Below are 19,848 nucleotides of genomic sequence, written 5' to 3'. Positions count from 1 at the left end.
CCATATACTCAAACTCTTGGTGGGAGCCGCTTTTGGCGGCTATCATTGGAGACAACGATCACCGAATAAGCCAACTCCTACCACAATTAACACCGCTTAAATACTGGCAGGCATGCCCATGCAGCTTGCATAATAGGTGGTCGTTGCTGGCCAATCAGAGAATACGCCGATTACGCCAACATCTTTGGCCAATACATCTAGCACTTCAAAGGTATCCCCATCATTAGCTATCATCGCCTCACCTGACAGACTGCCGTTGATGCTTTGATAGTACCAACCACCGCCGCTGGCTAGGTGACCAGAGCGCTCAAGTGTCCAAGTGATGATCCCAAGCCCTGCGGATTTTGCAGCTTTGGCATACGGTGAGGGAACGATTTTCCCCCCTTCTTCGGTTAATAACATCCAAAGAGGTGGTGCGATAATGTTAACACCATCCGCTGCAAGCTCTTCCATCGTTGGCGACAAAAGCTCTGGGTTATGCACGATTTGCTCTGCTGATACCATGGTTTCGTTGTCTACTGCTTGCGCTTCGTATCTGTCGTCCAAATACACAGCCTGTGCACCAAACTCGGGATTTTCTTTTATCCAATAGACGACATCGTCCCGATTAAATGACTGCGCCCAGACATTTTTTGGATCTACATTTGCAGCTTTATACTCGTCGATCATTTTTTGTGCGTAGGCTTCTTGTGTAAAACCGTCAAAAGGCATGGCGACAGACGGAGTCTTCAGCTCTGGCGTCATTTTCACGCCTAAACTTTTAAATAACTCAATACTCTGGGCATGGGTCATTAAAGTGCCACGGCTCGCATATAAATCGGTGCGCCAATTTGCCGTGCCATCCATATATTCCGCTACAGTTGTAGCCATTGAGTTCGCGGCATCCATTTTACCTTTTAATGTCTTAAACTCAGCCAAAGTAATGTCGCTGGTACAACACATAGCTTGGGCTGCAATTCCATTTTCAGGATCGCCTGGTACAAATGGTGTTGTACATTTTTGGCCTAAATCCGTTGCTAAAATATTTGTTGTAGTGTGTAAATCACATTGTGAATGGCGACAAACCAGCTCTTTGTCTTTGGTAAAAGCAACGTCACACTCTAAAATCCCAGCACCCATTTTAGCTGCCGCAATATAAGATTCTTTGGTGTGTTCAGGAAACTGCATTGGCGCACCACGGTGTCCAATTGAAAAGTCTGTTTTATAAAAAGGTCCGTTAGCACACTGCTCAAGCTTAGTTTTGAGTGCACTGTCTTCCATATCTTGAATCAAGAAATCCGGCCGTGTGCCCACTTGCATGGCACTTGCGCTACCTGCTGGCACTTCCACAATTACCGGAACTTCAACGACTTTTATTTCAGTCTCCGTTGTGATCACCGGCTTTTCAACCTGCACAACCTCCACAGAATCATCATCACATGCACTCAGTAATAATGCGGCTACGATCGCAGAACAAACGCTTATCTTATTCATTGTAATACCATTATTATTTTAAAGAAGGCTTACGCTAGACGCTTTGTATTACGATTACGGGAACAAATCATGATTTTTTGGTTACATATTTTTAACTAAATATAACTCCCCTGACTGGATAATGGTTGTGTAATTTGAATATAAAGAAAAAGAGCCTGCAGTTAACAGACTCTTAGATGCGAGATAATTACCTAAGCGATTAATTAACCTGAGCTGCGGATAATTAATGCCTTTCTAGCAGCCAGTTTTAGCGCTAACTGCGTNTGAATTCACTTCCAATAGCCAGCTATTGGTGCGTAAATTCGCCTTGTTTTCCCTAAAACTCTCTGGCTAGAGAAGGAAAAAACTAAGCTGTTCTTTAGAAACAATGAGTTGGAACATTCCTTATCCAAACCTCAGGTTAATTAACTATTTGGCCTCTTAACTCACCACTTGGATTTGCTGGTGTATGCACATTCACGTAGTGACCACCGCCAGTCAGAATCGCAAATATTTCCGCTGTCAATGCTGCATTGGCCGGAGCCATCCAGCGATTGGCATCACTACTATCTTGCATTAACGTTAGTAAAACAGGGCCGTTTTCACCAGCAATACCAGTGTGTATATGCGCAGCCGTTGCATCGGCAACACCTGAGGTGAGGACTTGTAATTCAAGGTCGAAGCCGTTTCGATTTACCAAAGCATATCCACTACCAGTAGCTGTGGTTGTAACGGCTGGGACTTCTTGCTCGCCACTCAATGGAAACGCTACCAAAGTGTAGTTGTCAGTGAGGATCTGGCCACGTAGTTCACCACTCGCATTTGCTGGTGTATGCACATTAACATAGTGACCACCCGATGCGAGCACTGCAAAAATCTCAGCATTGATCATGGTGTTGTCTGGCGTCATCCATACATTCATATCATCGGTGCTTTGCTCAAGGCCAACTAAAACATCACCATTCATGCCGATCCGACCGGTATGAATATGTGCCGCCGTTGCATCCTCAACACCGCTAGTGACAACTCTGAGCTCTACTTCATAGTTATCAGTGTTAACAAGGGCATAGCCATCACCGGATGCCATTGTTGCTACTGCTGGCACTTCCTGTTTGCCGGATAAGTCAAATGTAGCAACGGCGTAATTGTCCGTCAGGATTTGGCCGCGGATCTCACCATTTGTTAGCTCTGGCGTGTGAACATTGACGTAGTGTCCACCCGAGAGCAAAACATTCAACGTCGCTTCGTCGATCATCGTGTCATCGGGAGTTACCCAATCTGTCATTACTTCGTCGTCCTGCTCTAACACCACAAGCACATCGCCGTTCATACCAATGCGGCCAGTGTGAATATGTGCAGCAGTGGCACCATCAACGCCCATAGTCACCGCGCGAAGGTAAAGCTCGCCGTCGGTGCTGTCGTATGACGCATAACCATACCCCATGGCACTACTTTCATTCATTGGCACCTGTTGTGAGCCATCTAATTTGAACGTGATCACGCTTACCGTGTCAGGCACAATCTGAGCGCGTAACTCGCCGTTTGGAAAGGCTTCGGTGTGTAGATTAATATACCAATCACCATCCAACATATCCTCAATTAGATCCTCAGACAGATCTGTGATCGGAATACTCACTTTATTGTCATCTGATGCTTCAAAGGCGAATGCCACATCGCCATTCGCCCCCAAATCACCATCGTGAATATGTGCAGCACTAAAACCTTCGACGTTGCTGTAGTCGAGTGTTGCTCTGAGTTGCATCAGATTTTCATCAAGCTCAACTGTTGCGGAAGCGGTTTGCATTGACGTATTCATCGGCACTTCTTGCTTTCCTGATAACATCAATTCAAAGGTCTTAGTCGCTGAAAACTCTTGGGCTGGCGGCGGTGGCGGAGGTGTAACAGTATCGTTATCGTCATTATCGCTGCATGCCATAAGAAGCATGAAGCTGGCACTTACTATAAACTTTTTCATTATACTCATCCTGTAGACTCGGTTAAAAAGAATGACTTTTGTCACCCATAGCTAACCCTTACGAACAGTTTTGAATAAAAGTTCATCAAACTTGCAAAATTATTGTATATTTTTTGTCTGTACCTAATTGCACCAACCGCAATACCAACTTTTGCCTGTTCACCCTTTGATACCGATGGTACTAACGCTTGAATGGCATTACTTCCAGCTCAGTGATATCAATGAATTTCTCACAATAATTGTGAAACCTCATTGCCATATAAGAGTCATATTTTTGTGATTAAGTAGCTGCTTTAACAATAATAATCAGGATATTTTATGTTTAAGCACTCACTTATCGCGCTCTATGCGCCGATCTTGATGAAAAGAGCGCGGGGTGAACCCGCCCCCGCAACATATTCTAGCCCTTGATGGGAGACGCTTTACGCGGCGATTATTGATGAAAAGAGCGCGGGATGAATCCGCCCCCACAACATATTCGAGCCCTTGGTGGAAGGAGGCGCTTTACGCGGTGATCATTAAAAATAGGAGTGCGGGTAAACCCGCACCGACCAAATACTCAACCCCTTGGTGGGAGGCGCTTTACGCGCGATATTTAGGTTATTCTGACAATCCTTTGACCGTATTTGTGAGGTTTTCTGCGCCTTGCTTTATTTCATTCATTACTTTATTCACTTCATCGATTTGTGCAAGACCGAGCTCAGTGCTTTCAGACACTGTATTCATCAGTGCAGTGGCTTCTTTAGTTAACACTTCGTTCTGATTTACCACTTCATTAATTTCGCTGGTCGACTGCGAAGTACGTGCAGCTAAGCTTCTTACTTCATCGGCTACCACCGCAAACCCTCTTCCCTGCTCGCCCGCTCTGGCGGCTTCTATCGCTGCATTAAGAGCTAACAAATTGGTTTGCTCCGCAATCGCGCTGATGGTGGACACTATCGCCGAGATACCTTTTGACTGCTCATTAAGCTGTGCTATTGCGGCCATTGCACTTTGCACTTGATTAGAAATAAGTCCAGAAGTACTAACTGACTCTTGCAACAGCAAGCTCGCACGAGCTGCTATTTGCTCGGTTTGCTCTGATGTCACCTGCGCAACCTCGGCAGCTTGTGCGACTCTTTGGGCTTTTTGCACCCGCGCCGTGATATTTGTCGCAAACTTTATCACTTTAATGACTTTGCCATGTTCATCAAAAATAGGGTTATACGTTGCTTCAATCCAAATATCCTCGCCATGTTTACCTAAGCGATGAAAGCGACCACTTTTGTGCTGGCCTTTTGCTAGCTCTTGCCAAAAATGAGGCTGCTCTTTATAAAAACTGTCGTCACAGAAAATTCGATGATGCTGACCTTTAATCTCACTGAGTTTATAGCCCACTGTTGCCGTGAAATTTTGATTCGCATCTAAAATAATACCCTCTGGTGTAAACTCTATCGTCGCCATGGATTTGTTTAGCGCGTTAGCTATCGCTTCTTGTGCTTTTATGGTGAGTTTTTCTACTGTGATGTCATTCGCAATTTTAACAATGCGGGTGACTTTGCCATTCTCTTCAACTGGGAAATAGGTAGCATCAAGCCAAACCACATCTCCTTTTTTGGTAAAGCGTTCAAAATGACCAAACTGAGCTTGGCCACGTTGAAGGCTTGCCCAGAAGCTGCGATATTCAGAAGAATTTACATAGTCCTTATGGCAAAAAATATGATGGTGCTGCCCAATCACTTCGGCCTCAGTGTAACCCACAACAGCGAGAAAATGTTGATTAACTGCAGCTATTTGACCATCGGGTGTAAATTCAATTTTTGCGACCACTTCATCAATCGCAGAAAGTAATGCCCGAGTACGATTAAGTTCAGCAGTCAAATTTTCAACTTCTTGATTTGACTTTCGAAAGAAGTTCATAAGCTATTCCATAAAAAAACGATATGCATGACTGCATTATTAGCATAGTTTTGGTAATAAAGTATGAATTATAGATAAGAAAATGGAATTTAGCGCTCTAGCATATTCACCAAAACAAGCCGCGCGCTTACCACAAAAACAACGCGACTTGACATCATATCAATTGTATTGACTAACCAGCGCTTTGGTTAACTACTTCTGTACCGTCAGACGGTAGTCACCTGCACCGCTGTATGAGTAAACCAAGATACGGTAGTATCCTGAATTTGCCGTATAGTTAATTGTCTCTTGTGAGGTCGGCGTCTCCGAAATAGCAACTTGTTGCCATGCACCACCTTGCCAAGCTTCGAGTTTTAAATCGAAGTCTGCATTCCTAGGTCCCTCTAAAGTAAGTGCTATTGTGCCACCGTNGAAACCAACTGCCGTCAGGTTGTATGGCTTGTTGCTTGTCCGTTAAGTATCCAGTGTAAACATCTCCCGCTGGTGGTGGGGTTGTACTACCGCTCACGGTAAATTGGATCTCTGCAGCGGGATCAGAAATATTGCTGATGGACAAGCCCGAGTCGCTTCCATTCCACCATAGCGCATTCGTCCCTTTGCTACTCAACGCATTCGGCAGTGTGGCACTAAACTCTCCAGCCACATCAAATAAATCGCCATTATCCCCACGGTTGCGGCCATTTTCGGGATCTCGCTTGGCATCACCATGCTCCATTTGGATATACGGATGCCATTCATTCGAGTTATTGCCCGCGGAGTCAACGTGCCAAATAGCCAAGCCAGAATCAAGTTGCTCTGAGTTTTGTCCCGATTGGTGAATAGCCTCAATGTAAAAGGCTTCATTCGCATTGCTTGGGTTGGTCCATTTATATGAACTATTAGTGCCCGAAATATGGCTGAGTCTTCCCGTTGGGGCATTAGCATTTACGGCTGGGTTAAGTTCAGTTACCGTATCCCAACCAGCTATGGCTCTAAAGTGTGCGACAGGTGGCGTCGGCTTAAAACGGTTGGAAGCACCAATCGCGCCAAACCCCATAACGCCAAAACTTGCAACAGAGCCCTCTGAGCTGCCGTCATAATCATAAAGATCGGGCCAATTTGTAATTAAGTGACCAGACTCATGTACAAAGGTGCCAATTGCAAGGCTATTTCCCATATCGGTGATTTGATAGCGGTCGGTACACACACCATCAGCACAAAAACGAGGACTGAGTCTTGCCATATGTGGCCACAGACCTTTAGACCACGCACTATCAGAATTACCAGCATAGAAAATATTTAGCCCTCGGATCTGCCCACTACTATTTGTAGTCAGTGAACTAAAATCAAACCCTTGTTGGAATTCAAGCCAATTTAGCGCTTCTTTTATGAGCTCTTGCGAGCGTACCGTTGAGCTTAATGCGCTATCCGCATAATATGCTTTGTTTTTCTTTGCGGTGTAATAAGCCGTTACCATATTGGTATAATCAAGCTTGCCTCCAGAGACCGACGAAAAATATCCTCTTACTGACTGCGCGTTACCAAATTCATTATAATTTTGGTCATTTAAAAAACGCTCAACTTGCGCTTTTGTGATAGTGCCGCGCTCATCAGGGAAATCAATGATGATGGTTAACCCTTTTACTTGACCGCTGATCTCAGTATTCAACGTCATTGCATTGTCACTGCGCTCGAACTGATGCGTATGTACCAAATCTAGCAGAGTTTGGTTTTGGCCCAACATTTCCCGCTGTGCCGCTTTTACCTTTTTTGCAATAGCAGTAGAGGATAATCCTTGCCGCTCAGTTGTAACTGAGCGGCGTTGTATGCCCTGTTTGCTACGTTTGGTCACTAGCTTACCTGTTGATATAAGCTGCTCCCCATCGGCTGATACTTCTGCGTATGCCATGCCTTTAAGCGAGGCATCATACACCACAAGCTCGCCATCAGGTGTACGCTGCTGAGCAAAATACGTATTGCCATTAAGAATAAGTGTGATCACCTCACCATTTGGTTGGGTAAATTGGTACTGTTCATTTTTATAAGGTATAGCCGCGTTCACTGCGACACTGGTTGCCAATAATGACGTTGCGATAATAGCTGATGTTAATTTCATTTTTCCTTTCCAAGGTTACATGTTGTACAACTGGTTAACATACAGAAGGGATACAAAATTGCAACAACCTCAGACCATTAAAGGTACAAAATTCACCAACTAGATAAATAACAAATAGTTACAATAATTGAAATTTCATCATGTTAGAAGCTTTTATATTTCAAAGTGAGCAAAAAAGCTCTATTAAATTATTTTTTCAATTTTTAGTTTACAAGAACCAAACATTACATTAGCATTGGTCTCGTTCCTTTGGGGCTGCACCTTTTTACCTGCGTATCTAGGCGTGCCTAAAGTCACAATTGAACTCCCGAGAAGTAGAGCTTGCCGACTAGGATGTTGGCATTATTGGGATTTCCTTGGCACAGCTTGTTGCTATTGGAGTTTTTATGCAGGCCAGATGGCCTGCTTTTTTTTGTCCAAAATTCACCATCTAAGCTTTATACCAATTGCCGAGTACAACTCAACTGGTTAAACTCAAAGCACATGTTCCTGATTTGATGTAAACCATGTCGGCACTACGTAAACCCGTTTCGGTATTGGTCGTAATATACAACGAGCATAATGAGTTTTTGCTATTACAAAGAGCAGACGATAAACACTTTTGGCAATCAGTAACTGGCGGAGTAGATCCCGGTGAAACTCCAATCGCTACCGCGTATAGGGAGTTAAAAGAAGAGACTGGTATTGACGCAGCTGCGCTTGGGATCACCATTCACTCACATAACAAAACGAATCAATACACTATAAGACCACAGTGGTGCCATCGTTATGAGCCGGGTGTTACCATAAACACTGAGCATGTTTTTAGTGTCCAAGTGCCGTCAGGGATCAGTGTGAAACTTGCTGAAGATGAACACACAGACTTTATTTGGCTTAACAAAACACACGCTTGTGAACGCGTCTGGTCTCCAAGCAATCGACAGGAAATAGAACTTATAGGAGTATGATTGAGCTATGTTTACGACATTAAAATCTTTACAAACACCATGTTTAGTTGTTGATAAAATTGCTTTTTTACATAACATTTCGCGTATGGAAAAGCATCTTGATGCTTTTAATGTGGCCCTTCGTCCACATTTGAAAACGGTAAAATCCATTGTAGCCGCAAGCTATATTTTGGCTGACAAACAAGCGGGATGTACGGTCTCCACCCTAAAAGAAGCGGAAACGTTTGCTGCACAAGGTTACACCGATATCACCTATGCAGTGGGGATCACAGAAGATAAGCTACAACGCGTTCTTGCCCTAATCAATCAAGGTGTCAACCTAACCATACTGCTAGACAGTATGGAGCAAGCTATGCTTGTCTCTCAATTTTGCTCGGAAAATGAATGCACTATTCCATGTTTGATAGAAATAGACTGTGACGGACATCGCGCGGGGCTCAGCCCTAAAAACAAAGAAATAGTGACCATCGCAACAATATTGGAAAGCGGTGGTCTATATCGAGGGTTACTAACGCATGCCGGTGGCTCATACGCGTGTAACATAGCTGAGCAACTAATACAGTTTGCTGAAAAAGAGCGCTCGGCTGTTGTCGCTGCTGCCTCCATGCTGGAAGAGGCTGGAATTACCACAACAGTGCTGAGTATTGGCTCTACCCCAACGGCGCTGTCAACGCAAAACCTAAATGGGATCACTGAAGTGCGAGCTGGGGTCTATACATTCTTTGACCTTGTTATGGCAGGTATCGGCATATGCGACATCGAAGATATTGCACTAAGTGTGTTAACGCGTGTCACAGGTATCAAGCGTAGTGAAAATAAGCTCTTTATAGACGCAGGCTGGATGGCGCTCTCCAGAGATAGAGGTACCGCGAGCCAAGCATTTGATTGTGGCTATGGCCTCGTTTGTGATCAAGATGGTAATTTACTGCCTGGACTCAAAGTAACCTCGGCAAATCAAGAACATGGTGTTATTGAATGTGAACCTGGCTTCGCCTTACCAGACGTAAAACATGGTGACCTACTACGTATTTTACCAAATCATGCATGTGCAACAGCCGCCCAGCACTCGGGCTATCATGTGTTAAGCCATGATGACATCGAGTTTTGGCCAAGATTTGGGGGGTGGTAGGATAGCAATACCGCCCGTCACAGGAATAGGAGCATTCTTAATTCGTTAGTTTGAACCGAGTTGACCAATGTAGCGCTCTATCACTTCCTGAATAGATCGATGTTCCTGAGCTGGCAAATAATTTACATGAGCCTGTAAAAACGCTTTGGTATCGTAATTGCTGAGAAGTATCTGGTTTATTCTCTCTAACAGTTGTCTACTTACTTGTGTCTTATTACACATCACATGTCCAAAAATAAACCGAGGTGAGTCCGCTATCAAATAGGACTCATATTTATCTTGGTTGTTCTTGGCATATCGCATCACTTCAACGGGATAACTCAGTAAAAAATCCACACGTTTCAACTCAAACATCCTATGTACAGTCTCATAATGATTACTACCACCTCGCACCGCTTTATTTGTACTATCCAATTGTGCTAATTGCTTATCTAGAAAAGGTCCATATGATAGATCATCAGCAATTACTATCAGCTTGCTCCTGTATACATTAAACAAGTGCATAAGTGAAACTACATTTCCCTCTTTATTAAGCACTTCCTTAGACAGCGGTGCAGAATCAGCATGCTTATATAAACGTCTACTGATATAAAAATTTACTGGCAAGCTAAACAGAAAGTTTCTTTCACGATAAGTGGTTTTTACTTTGTTAAGAGTGCAAATAGCAGATTTATCTTGCTCCAACATCGAGCGTAATGTCCGCTTATAACTTGCTCCTAGAAACTCAATGTTTGAGAGGTCTAATTGTTCAAATAATATTTTGTTGGTTGCACCCGCGATATTTTCAGGTTTAGCTTTTTGCGTCAAAATGGCGAGGTCTTCTTCGTCATCCAAGAATATCTGAACCGTGGTTGCATCAACACTCGTATTCACAGCGACACTAAAAACAACAAATAGATGTCTCAGAAAAATCATAAACATTATTCAATCACTCGGTAAACGAAAGTATTCCTGAGTTTGAAACCTCCTTAACTAAATTTAGTTGAGGATGTTACAAATGTAAAACCTACCCCTTGTGCCAAATTTTACAAAGTGACGGCCACTTCTCAGTGTATTAGCGTGCTATTTCGAAAGTGAGCAAAAGCTGCACTGATATAGATAGGTAGTACTGACAATCATTCAGGCATGATTAGCATCGACATATCTCAGAATGAATTTATTTATAGTAATTAACAAATGCTTCATCTATATTGGGAACATGCATTTGATGCGAACAATTCTTATGTAGTAGGAGAGCTAACATGGATCCAGTCACACTTATTTTTGATTACCTTTTTACCATTCAAGCGTTTTTATTGATTTTCGTCATTGTGGTACTAAAAGGGAGTATCAAATTTGTCCCGCAGAACCGTGCGTGGATTATTGAACGTTTCGGTAAGTATCAATCCACTAAAGAGGCCGGCCTTAACTTTATTCTGCCATTTATCGACCGCGTAGCGGCCGATAGGAGCCTAAAAGAGCAAGCCGTTGATGTACCATCTCAATCAGCCATAACAAAAGACAATATTTCATTGATTGTCGATGGTGTACTCTATTTTAGGGTTTTAGATCCGTATAAAGCGACTTACGGTGTTGACGATTATATCTTCGCGGTAACTCAGCTCGCGCAAACTACCATGCGTAGTGAATTGGGCAAAATGGAGTTGGATAAAACCTTTGAAGAACGAGATTTGCTTAACACCAACATCGTCGCCGCCATCAACTCAGCTTCTGATCCGTGGGGCATTCAAGTACTGCGCTACGAGATTAAAGATATTGTGCCACCAAACTCTGTAATGGAAGCAATGGAAGCACAAATGAAGGCTGAGCGTGTGAAACGAGCTCAAATATTAGAGTCAGAGGGTGACCGCCAAGCCGCAATCAACGTCGCGGAAGGTAAAAAGCAAGCACAGGTGCTTGCAGCTGAAGCCGAAAAAGCAGAGCAGATCCTAAGCGCCGAAGGTGAAGCAAAAGCGATTATCGCCGTTGCAGACGCACAAGCTGAAGCCTTACGTAAAGTCGGTGAAGCCGCAAATACCGAAGAAGGTCAAAAAGCCATCCAGCTTGACTTAGCAACAAAGGCCATTGCGGCAAAAGAAGCAATAGCCAAAGAATCTTCTGTGGTATTGCTGCCAGAAAGTGGCACTGATGCAAGCTCGCTTGTCGCACAAGGCATGTCTATTATTAACACATTGAATAAAAAGCAAGGGTAACGCCTATGGCCTTTTTACTTGAGCACTTAGCACAAACCTTAGTAGTACTAGGAATTGCTTGCCTAATCGTTGAGGTTGCTGTGCTTGGTTTTGCGACCTTTGTATTGTTTTTTTTAGGTCTATCGTTGGTGATAAGCGGCGGCCTAATGTACGCAGGTATGCTTGATCAAACTTGGCTAACTGCACTTTGGTTTAATGCGTTAGTCACGACATTACTGGCGGTGTTTTTATGGAAACCACTAAGACGTATGCAAGATGTCACTGACGATAAAGAAGTAACCAGTGATTTTGCTGAGCTTACCTTTACTTTAGAAAAGGACTTGAATGCGGATAGTCGTATTTTTCATACCTATTCTGGTATTGCGTGGCAATTAAAAAGCAAACAACCCATTACCGCAGGAACGGAAGTTAAAGTGGTTAAAAAAGAGGTTGGAGCGTTTTGGATAGAGCCAAACTAGCCTTGTGAACACAGTGCCTAGCAGCAAATGTTGTTAGGCATTTTCAACAACTCTCTGTATTCAGAAACAACTTTTTACCTTAATCCCTTTTCGTCTAATACCTTCTCGGTTTACTCTATCCTGTACAACAGTTACACTCAAATTTAGGTACAAGGTTAAACACCTCTGAACCACAAATAAAACATAATAAAAACAAGGGATTAAAACCTATAATGATCCGGGTCGAAAACTTAAGCCGCGTTTACGGAAACGGAGAAACCCAAGTGCATGCACTAAAATCGGTTTCTCTAGAAGTAAGGGAAGGTGAATTTGTCGCAGTGATGGGGTCTTCTGGCTCCGGAAAATCCACATTAATGAATATTCTTGGTTGCTTAGACTCTCCAACCTCTGGCACTTATTATCTTGCCAATCAAGAAATTCAAGCCGTAGAAGATGAAGCCTTATCACAAATTAGAAACCAAAAAATTGGTTTTATCTTTCAAACATTCCATCTACTTACTCGCCTGACCGCACTAGAAAATGTCATCTTACCACTCAGGTACACTGAGACTTCGCCATCAGAGGCAAAGAGTCGCGGACTTGCCATGCTAAAAAAAGTAGGCCTTGATAGCAGAGCACATCATAAACCCTTCGAAATGTCTGGCGGACAACGCCAACGTGTTGCCATTGCACGAGCGCTCATTAATGAGCCAAAAGTCATTTTTGCCGATGAACCAACAGGTAACTTAGATAGTAAAACCTCACATGAAATCATGGAATTACTGTGCCAGCTACACCAGCAAGGCCACACTATTGTAATGGTAACGCACGAAGACGATATTGCAGCATATGCCGAGCGTATCATCAAAATGAAAGATGGCGAGAAAGTGGAGGATAGCCAATGCGCAGCTATATCATAAGCATCGCCCTACTCACCTCTTTGCAGGCTTTTGCCAAACCAATTATCGTCTCAGGTCTTATTAAAGCTGGTGAAACTCAGGTCTTTCACGCACCGATGAGCGACTCTTGGAAGACTCAAATCCAGTGGATGCAGCCCGAGGGAGAAGTTGCCAACAAAGGTGATATTGTGGTTGTCTACGATTCTGGCTCTATCGCAACCTCAATCGACCAAGATAAAGTTGCACTTGATGCTGCAAAAGATGAGTACAAACGAATTGAGCAAGACGGTGCCCAAAAGATACTCGAAGCTCAGTTTCAGTTGAAAAGAACTATTTTGCTCGTAGAAAGAGCTAAAATAGATGCTAGCGTGCCAAGAGCCAATATCAGCACCTACGACTACGAGCAACATCAGCTGACATTAGAAAAAGCGATTATCGAAAACCATAAAGCCGAAATAAGTTTAAGCAAGGCTGAGACTGAAGCAAAAGCAAATACTCAGAAACAGCAACTGGAAATAAAGCGGTTAGAAGCAAGCCTCACCCACAACCACGGGCAGCTGGAAAAAATGAGTCTAACGGCCAGTAATAGCGGCCCTATTCTGTATGCTGATCACCCTTGGAATGGCAGCAAGTTGTTTGCTGGCGCAACTGTACAACCGGGTTGGAAAGTAGCAGAAATCCCTTCTACAGCGGGTCTGTATCTAGAAGCATGGATCCATGAAGTAGATGCTATTGGTATCAAAGAGGGTCAAACCGCCGATTTAAAGTTTGACGCCTTTCGCTCCTCATCAACGCCTAGTAGGCTCACTGAGCTATCAACACAACCTGAAAAGCGCCAAGACTGGGGTCAAGGCATGTATTACCGAGCTAAATTTACATTCAACACCGATTTGCCACTACTACCAGGCATGAGCGGAAGCATCACTTTGCCAGGAGCGAAAAATGAAAGTTAAGTTACTGGCAATCATCATTCCACTCTATTTACTCGGCTGTAGCCAGGCCCCTAGCGATATACATATCGTTAAGGCACAGCCAATCACTATCACAGTAGAAGCGAATGGTGAATTGGAATCAAAAAGCCGAGCGTTGATAGCTCCCCCCTCAATCAAGCGTATGTGGCAGTACAAGATAAAACAGTTAATGCCTGAAAACACCTCGGTTCAGAAAGGCCAAATCGTCGTATCGTTTGACGATCAGACCGTAAGAGATCGCTTGATGGAGTACAATTCGAAGCTAAGCCAAGCAAGAAAAGAGCTAGAAAATAAACAAGCTCAAGTCGAGAAGCAAGAAGAAGAATACAAACTCGCACTGGCTGAAGCAAAAATGAACTTCGATAAAGCAAAACGCCGCGCAGAAATAGTAGATAACTCACGCTCAGACAATGATCGTAAAAAAGCGCAAATCGATTTCACCATTGCAACCAATGATTTAGAGCTTGCCCGCAGTAAACTCGCCTTTCATCTAGACAACAAAGAGCTGAGTATCCAAATGGCAAGAAGTAAGGTTGCACGAATGGATGCTGAAGTGAAAGAGCTAAAACGTGATATAGAGCGTTTACAAGTAAAAGCACCTATGGATGGGTTAGTTGCATATCGAGCAAACTGGGAAGGTGAAAAGCCCAGTATTGGTGAATCCATGCAATTTGGTCAACCTGTTGTTGAGCTATCAGTTATTGAACAAATGCAGGTAAAAGCACAAATTAAAGAAGCCGATTTTGGACGGATTACATTGGGGCAGAAGGTCAAAGTTACCATAGACAGTGCCGACGGCTATGTTATCGGTGGGACACTCATTGAAATAGGAAAAGCCTTTAGGGAAAAGTCGCATCAAGATAAAAGCCGTATTGTTGACGCCATTATTGAGCTCGACAAAGTCGATACTGAAAAGCTGCGGCCAGGCTTGAGCGCTCGTGTAGAGATAGTGACAGCACAACTCGATAACGCCTTAACCGTGCCATTGAGCGCCTTAAAACAAAGTGCCGGTAAAGTGTTTATAGACACAAATAGCGGAGAGAAAGAAGTCACCGTCTCTTATACCACACCAACGCTTGCTGTAATTTCTTCTGGAATTAGTCAAGGCGCGGAGGTAAAGCTATGAAGAAAACATTACTCGCAGTCATTGTCCCACTTTGGTTACTTGGTTGCCAAGAAGCACCTGAGCAGCCAGCGCAACTACTATATACCGTAGAGTCGAAGCCATTTTCGATCACAGTGGAGGCAGAAGGCGAATTAGAAGCCGCAAGTGAAACCGTCATATCCGCGCCTACCTCAGCGAGAGGGGCTCAGACGCTCGCATGGATTATGCCTGAGTACACTCAGGTGAAAAAAGGCGATGTTATTGCCCGCTTCGATGGCAGCCAATTAGAAAGACGAAAACGCTTTAGTGAATTCGACAAAGGCAAAGTCGCACAAGACATTACCGTCACCGATAGTGATTTAACCACGAGAAAGTCCCATTTGGATAGCGACAAGGTTATTGTCAGTGAAGAGAAACACTTTGCCGAAACCTTTTCAGTTGACGATGAACGGATCCGCTCAAAGCTCGACATTTTAGATCAAATGCAAAATGTTGAATATCTCAATGCAAAGGAGGCTTATTTTGGCTGGCAGACAGAGCAGTTTTCGTCTTCTGCTCTTGGAGAAATGGAACTGTTAAAGCTGCAGTCAAAACAACACGAAAGTAAAATTGCAATGTACAATGCAAACTTAGCAGGTCTTGAAGTCATCGCGCCACATGACGGCTTACTTACCCTCAGCGCCGATTGGCGTGGAGAAAAACCCAAATCAGGACAAGCACTATGGCCTGGGCAAAAAATCGGGGGGTTACCAGATATTTCATCCCTGCAAGCTAAACTTTTCGTTCATGAAAAAGAAGCGCTTGGCCTTGCGATTGGCCAAAATGTTGAGTTTACCCTGCTCTCCAATAGCGATGAGCGCTTTGATGGTAAAGTCACGAAGGTATCACCTTACCCACAATCTATTCGCCGCGGAGATCCACAAAAATACTATGAGATCATCGCCAGCCTTGATGAGACTCCAGCCCACTTCAAGCCGGGCAATAAAGTACTCGCTACGGTATTTGTCCAAGAAAATAAACAAGCGTTACTCGTGCCTAAACATAGCGTGATCAATGATAACAACGCATTTTTTGTTCAAGTTAAAGACGGTAGCCAGTTTAAACGCGTAAAAGTGGAGTTAGGCCAAAGCAACCTAAGCCATACTGAAGTATTGGCAGGTTTATCTCCCAAGCAACAAATTGCACTTGTCGCGAATAAGGAAATGTAATGAAATATTTAGATTTATTTACCGACGCCATTGTGCAATTAAAGCAGCATAAGCTCAGAACCCTATTGACCTTGCTCGGGATGATTTTTGGTGTGGGTGCCGTTATTGCTATGTTAAACATCGGTGAAGGTGCTGAACGAGAAGCGCTTAAAATGATCGATTCTATGGGGATCAATAATGTTATTGTCAGCGCCAAGGACATTGAAGATAATGACCTAAAGGAACAACGAAAACACTCGCAAGGTCTTAATCTATTAGACGGCCAAGTGATTGTCGACGCCCTGCCCTTTGTGACCGACTTTTCGGCTGAACGACTGGTGGATACCTACCAGATATTTAGCGAATTCGGCAGCTTCGAAGGAGAAGCCACGGGCGTAACAGCAAACTATTTTAGCCTTGCGCATTATGAACTCGCAGCGGGTCGCCTGCTAAATGCTGAAGATAGCAAGGAATATCGGCAGGTTGCGTTGCTCGGCGCAAATACCGCAAAAACCCTCTTTCCCCTCGGGAGCGCTGTTGGTCAACAAGTAAAAATTAACCATTTATGGTTTGAGGTTGTTGGCATTTTGCAAGCACCGCACCTAAACAAAAAGGAGTTCCAAGGCGTTGCTCTAGGAGGTGAACAAAGCCGTATTTTTGTTCCGCTAACAACCGCCATCCATCGCTTTAATAAAGGATTACTTGAACCAGAGGTTACCGAACTGAAACTCGCCATCGACAAATCTCAGAGTCCAATTTTGGCATCTCAAGCTATCACTAACATATTAACCAATCGCCATAGCGATATCGATGACTATAGGCTAACCATTCCCGCCGCTTTGCTTGCTCAGCAAAAGCAAACGCAGGCCATTTTTAATATGGTGATGTCTTGCGTTGCGGGTATATCACTCCTTGTTGGTGGTATTGGTATTATGAATATCATGCTCGCAACCGTACTCGAACGAACCAAAGAAATTGGCCTATTACGCGCAATAGGCGCCACTCGGAAAAATATTCAAGTCCAGTTTATTACTGAGAGCTTTACCATCTCGATATTAGGCGGACTACTCGGTGTGGTGTTTGGTATTTTACTTTCAGAGATAATTGCATTTTACTCAAACTGGGCGGTGTCTTGGTCTTTAAACGCGATTTTCCTATCTTTTAGTATTTGTGCCTTAGTCGGTTTAACATTTGGGGTATACCCAGCCATTAAGGCATCAAAGCTTGACCCTATCGAAGCACTGCAAAGTGACTAATCAACTTGGAGGGCTGTAATGCCCACCCTTTATATTTAAACCTAAATTACTTTTTCTCATGCTGTTTTATAACCAAAGTCATTATATAGCATGCTTTTTGTTGGACTTTTTTTCGTCACAAGGTAAACTTTTATCCGATTTAACTCAAAAATAACAGGAAGCATTATTGGAGCACTAAGTGCTCGTATGACTTGTGTTGGTTTTCGGCTAAATAAATAGTTAACTAGCTAAGCTTTGCAAAAATCGCTGACACAGTAAAATGCTGCTGAGAATGGAACTTCAAGGATAAATAATGAAAAAAGTAACGCTTATCGCGCTTTCTCTCGCCTCTCTCACTGCTTGTAAAAGTAATGATATCAACCGCGTCGTTAATGACGGTGTAGACGGCGCTATTAATGGTATTTTTGGCAGTTCAGGGACCGTTGTTTCAGCAACGAGTAGTGGTTCTAGTAACGATTATTCTGTCAACAAAGAAAAAGTGTGGCCTCATCAAGCAACGAAAACAGCTCGAGACTATGGCTCATTTGCATTTGTAAAAACGGCAAAAAACCCAAGTGGAAAAACCAGACTTAAGTTTAACGAATGCAAACATCCGCGAATTGGCAAAATAAAGTGCGAAGGCTATTTATACGAAGTTTCGCCCGAGGGCTGGTTAGTAAAAGGCGATTCAATTCACTTTGGTACACATTACTACACTGATATTGTTATCCCAGCCGGACAATACTATATAAAAATTGAAGGTGAAGATGTGGGTAAAGATGTATACGCGACAGGAACTATTGAGATATCGCCCTTTGTCACTAACTACATTAATGTAACCGTTCAATAAAGATCATAAAAAGTACCTAGTACTTGTAAAACAGCTAGGTACTTTTTATCAGTTCAAGTCCCCTTTAATCAAGCAACCCAAAACAACGTTTCTCATTCATTTTATTTCACCAATAGTGCGCAAAAGTTCCCAACAAAGGAATAAATAGCAAACCCACCAGCATTAAAATTTACCTTATATTCCAAAATGATGGTTACTTCCTCTAACGTATGAGCTTTTCTTACATTTTTCTCAGGCAAGAAGGCGCTGACCTTTTTAAGATATCTTTCTCCATCTCGAGAGCTTTCACTTCTTTTCTCAGCCGTTTTAGCTCTGCTCGCGCATCTTCTTTCCAGTTTGGTGATTGCTAAAGAAGCAGTTGCCTCTGAAACTGAACAGCTTTGTTCTGTGAGTAGAGCAACTGTAACTCCACCCAATTTAGTACAGCTATTTCGTAGAATTCTATGCAGCCTCAAGATAACCAATTGGTGTCATATCGCCTAGTGAATCATGAGGTCGCTCATAATTATAAATATCTAACCACTCATCAGTGATTTCACGTACTTCTTGCAGTGACTCAAACAAGTATAAATCGAGCACTTCTTCACGATAACTTCGGTTAAACCTTTCCACAAAACCATTCTGGTAAGGACTGCCTGGCTCTATAAATTCCAACTTGATGTCATTTTTCATTGCCCAATCTTCAAGTGCCGTTGAAGTAAATTCTGGGCCATTGTCCACTCTAATCTGCTTTGGTTTTCCTCGCCAAGCAATAATTTGTTGTAGTNGTTCTAATAACTCGTTCAGAAGTTAAGCTTGTATCGACCTCAATCGCCAGTGCTTGTCGGTTGAAATCATCCAGCACATTCAGTGTTCTAAAACGATGTCCATAGCTTAATGCGTCACTCATAAAGTCCATTGACCACGATTCATTATGTTGTGTCGGTGCACTTAATGGTTCAGGTGTTCTTGTTGGAACACGGCGCTTTCCCTTACGTCTCAAGTTTAGTTTTAGCATGTTGTAAACGCGTTCAACACGCTTTTTATTCCACGGCTTACCTTTATTGCGAAGCCTTTTGAATAGCTTAGGCAACCCCCACCTAGGATGGCGCTCTACCAGCTCAAGTAATGCGTCGATAACTTCATCATCTGACGGTCGTTTATGTTTGTAATAAAAAACTGAGCGGCTTAACCCTGCCACTTCACAAGCAAATGCGACGCTGACGTTAAATTGAGCTCTTAAATGCTCTACCCAAGCTCTGCGTCTACTTGTTTNTTACAGCTTTTTTGCGATGATATCCTCAAGCATCGAGTGCTTTAGGCTAAGCGTTGCAAACATATCTTTTAGCTTACGGTTTTCTTCTTCAAGCTCTTTAAGTCGCTTAACGTCTGAAGCTTCCATCCCGCCATATTTTGAGCGCCATTTATAAAATGTACTTTGGCCGATACCATGTTTGCGGCAAATTTCTGGCACAGGAATACCTGACTCAGCTTCC

16 protein-coding genes and 1 pseudogene are annotated in these 19,848 nt (G+C 43.3%); 10 read left to right on the top strand and 7 right to left on the bottom strand.

Annotated elements, in window-relative coordinates:
• Positions 1–96: 96 nt before the first annotated feature.
• The 4 genes from CKO50_RS01595 to CKO50_RS01580 form a co-directional block, all read right to left on the bottom strand.
• The gene (locus CKO50_RS01595) at positions 97–1,473 is read right to left on the bottom strand and encodes a glycerophosphodiester phosphodiesterase family protein (RefSeq protein WP_095726739.1); all 1,377 of its coding nucleotides are present in this window, start codon (positions 1,471–1,473) and stop codon (positions 97–99) included.
• A gap of 400 nt (positions 1,474–1,873) precedes the next feature.
• Positions 1,874–3,427 carry a CHRD domain-containing protein gene (locus tag CKO50_RS01590; protein WP_095726738.1) on the bottom strand — a complete coding sequence of 518 codons (1,554 nt, stop codon included), beginning with the start codon at positions 3,425–3,427 and terminating at the stop codon, positions 1,874–1,876.
• Positions 3,428–4,027: 600 nt separating this feature from the next.
• Positions 4,028–5,326 carry a PAS domain-containing methyl-accepting chemotaxis protein gene (locus tag CKO50_RS25015; protein WP_095726737.1) on the bottom strand — a complete coding sequence of 433 codons (1,299 nt, stop codon included), beginning with the start codon at positions 5,324–5,326 and terminating at the stop codon, positions 4,028–4,030.
• Positions 5,327–5,699: 373 nt separating this feature from the next.
• Complete coding sequence (locus CKO50_RS01580; RefSeq protein ID WP_255228961.1) at positions 5,700–7,421, bottom strand: M6 family metalloprotease domain-containing protein; 1,722 nt, start codon at positions 7,419–7,421, stop codon at positions 5,700–5,702.
• 506 nt (positions 7,422–7,927) lie between these two features.
• On the opposite strand from CKO50_RS01580, the gene nudB reads away from it, so the two are divergent.
• Together nudB and CKO50_RS01565 are read left to right on the top strand one after the other, a co-directional pair.
• Positions 7,928–8,368 carry a dihydroneopterin triphosphate diphosphatase gene (gene nudB, locus CKO50_RS01570; RefSeq protein WP_095726736.1) on the top strand — a complete coding sequence of 147 codons (441 nt, stop codon included), beginning with the start codon at positions 7,928–7,930 and terminating at the stop codon, positions 8,366–8,368.
• 7 nt (positions 8,369–8,375) lie between these two features.
• Entirely contained in the window at positions 8,376–9,497 is a 1,122-nt protein-coding gene (locus CKO50_RS01565) for an alanine racemase (RefSeq protein ID WP_095726735.1), read from the top strand.
• A gap of 45 nt (positions 9,498–9,542) precedes the next feature.
• On the opposite strand, the gene CKO50_RS01560 is transcribed toward CKO50_RS01565, so the two are convergent.
• The gene (locus tag CKO50_RS01560; RefSeq protein ID WP_255228958.1) at positions 9,543–10,418 is read right to left on the bottom strand and encodes a hypothetical protein; all 876 of its coding nucleotides are present in this window, start codon (positions 10,416–10,418) and stop codon (positions 9,543–9,545) included.
• Between the two features lie 320 nt (positions 10,419–10,738).
• Between CKO50_RS01560 and CKO50_RS01555 the strand changes: the two genes are divergently transcribed.
• The 8 genes from CKO50_RS01555 to CKO50_RS01520 all read left to right on the top strand — a co-directional run bounded on the left by CKO50_RS01555 (position 10,739) and on the right by CKO50_RS01520 (position 18,373).
• A complete protein-coding gene (locus CKO50_RS01555) occupies positions 10,739–11,689 on the top strand; it encodes an SPFH domain-containing protein (RefSeq protein ID WP_095726733.1) in 951 nt (316 codons plus the stop codon).
• 5 nt (positions 11,690–11,694) lie between these two features.
• Positions 11,695–12,147 carry an NfeD family protein gene (locus CKO50_RS01550; protein ID WP_095726732.1) on the top strand — a complete coding sequence of 151 codons (453 nt, stop codon included), beginning with the start codon at positions 11,695–11,697 and terminating at the stop codon, positions 12,145–12,147.
• A gap of 212 nt (positions 12,148–12,359) precedes the next feature.
• Positions 12,360–13,046, top strand: a complete 687-nt coding sequence (locus CKO50_RS01545; protein WP_095726731.1) for an ABC transporter ATP-binding protein — start codon at positions 12,360–12,362, stop codon at positions 13,044–13,046.
• Positions 13,028–13,978, top strand: a complete 951-nt coding sequence (locus CKO50_RS01540) for an HlyD family secretion protein (protein ID WP_095726730.1) — start codon at positions 13,028–13,030, stop codon at positions 13,976–13,978. The genes CKO50_RS01545 and CKO50_RS01540 overlap by 19 nt, the downstream gene beginning before the upstream one ends.
• Complete coding sequence (locus tag CKO50_RS01535) at positions 13,968–15,122, top strand: efflux RND transporter periplasmic adaptor subunit (RefSeq protein ID WP_095726729.1); 1,155 nt, start codon at positions 13,968–13,970, stop codon at positions 15,120–15,122. The genes CKO50_RS01540 and CKO50_RS01535 overlap by 11 nt, the downstream gene beginning before the upstream one ends.
• Entirely contained in the window at positions 15,119–16,309 is a 1,191-nt protein-coding gene (locus tag CKO50_RS01530; RefSeq protein ID WP_095726728.1) for an efflux RND transporter periplasmic adaptor subunit, read from the top strand. The genes CKO50_RS01535 and CKO50_RS01530 overlap by 4 nt, the downstream gene beginning before the upstream one ends.
• On the top strand, positions 16,309–17,544 hold the full coding sequence (locus CKO50_RS01525; RefSeq protein WP_095726727.1) for an ABC transporter permease: 1,236 nt from the start codon (positions 16,309–16,311) through the stop codon (positions 17,542–17,544). Before CKO50_RS01530 ends, CKO50_RS01525 begins: the two co-directional genes overlap by 1 nt.
• Before the next feature lie 292 nt (positions 17,545–17,836).
• The gene (locus CKO50_RS01520) at positions 17,837–18,373 is read left to right on the top strand and encodes a hypothetical protein (protein ID WP_095726726.1); all 537 of its coding nucleotides are present in this window, start codon (positions 17,837–17,839) and stop codon (positions 18,371–18,373) included.
• Positions 18,374–18,474: 101 nt separating this feature from the next.
• Here the strand turns inward: CKO50_RS01520 and CKO50_RS23870 are convergent, their stop codons facing one another.
• Both CKO50_RS23870 and CKO50_RS01510 read right to left on the bottom strand, forming a co-directional pair.
• A complete protein-coding gene (locus CKO50_RS23870) occupies positions 18,475–18,789 on the bottom strand; it encodes a hypothetical protein (protein WP_095726725.1) in 315 nt (104 codons plus the stop codon).
• Positions 18,790–18,814: 25 nt separating this feature from the next.
• Positions 18,815–19,848, bottom strand: a pseudogene (locus CKO50_RS01510) (IS3 family transposase); the annotation flags it as partial.

Origin of the sequence: Pseudoalteromonas sp. HM-SA03, assembly GCF_002289345.1 — a bacterium.
In the GTDB taxonomy this organism is placed as follows: Bacteria; Pseudomonadota; Gammaproteobacteria; order Enterobacterales; family Alteromonadaceae; genus Pseudoalteromonas.
This window is presented reverse-complemented; position numbering and strand designations above follow the sequence as displayed.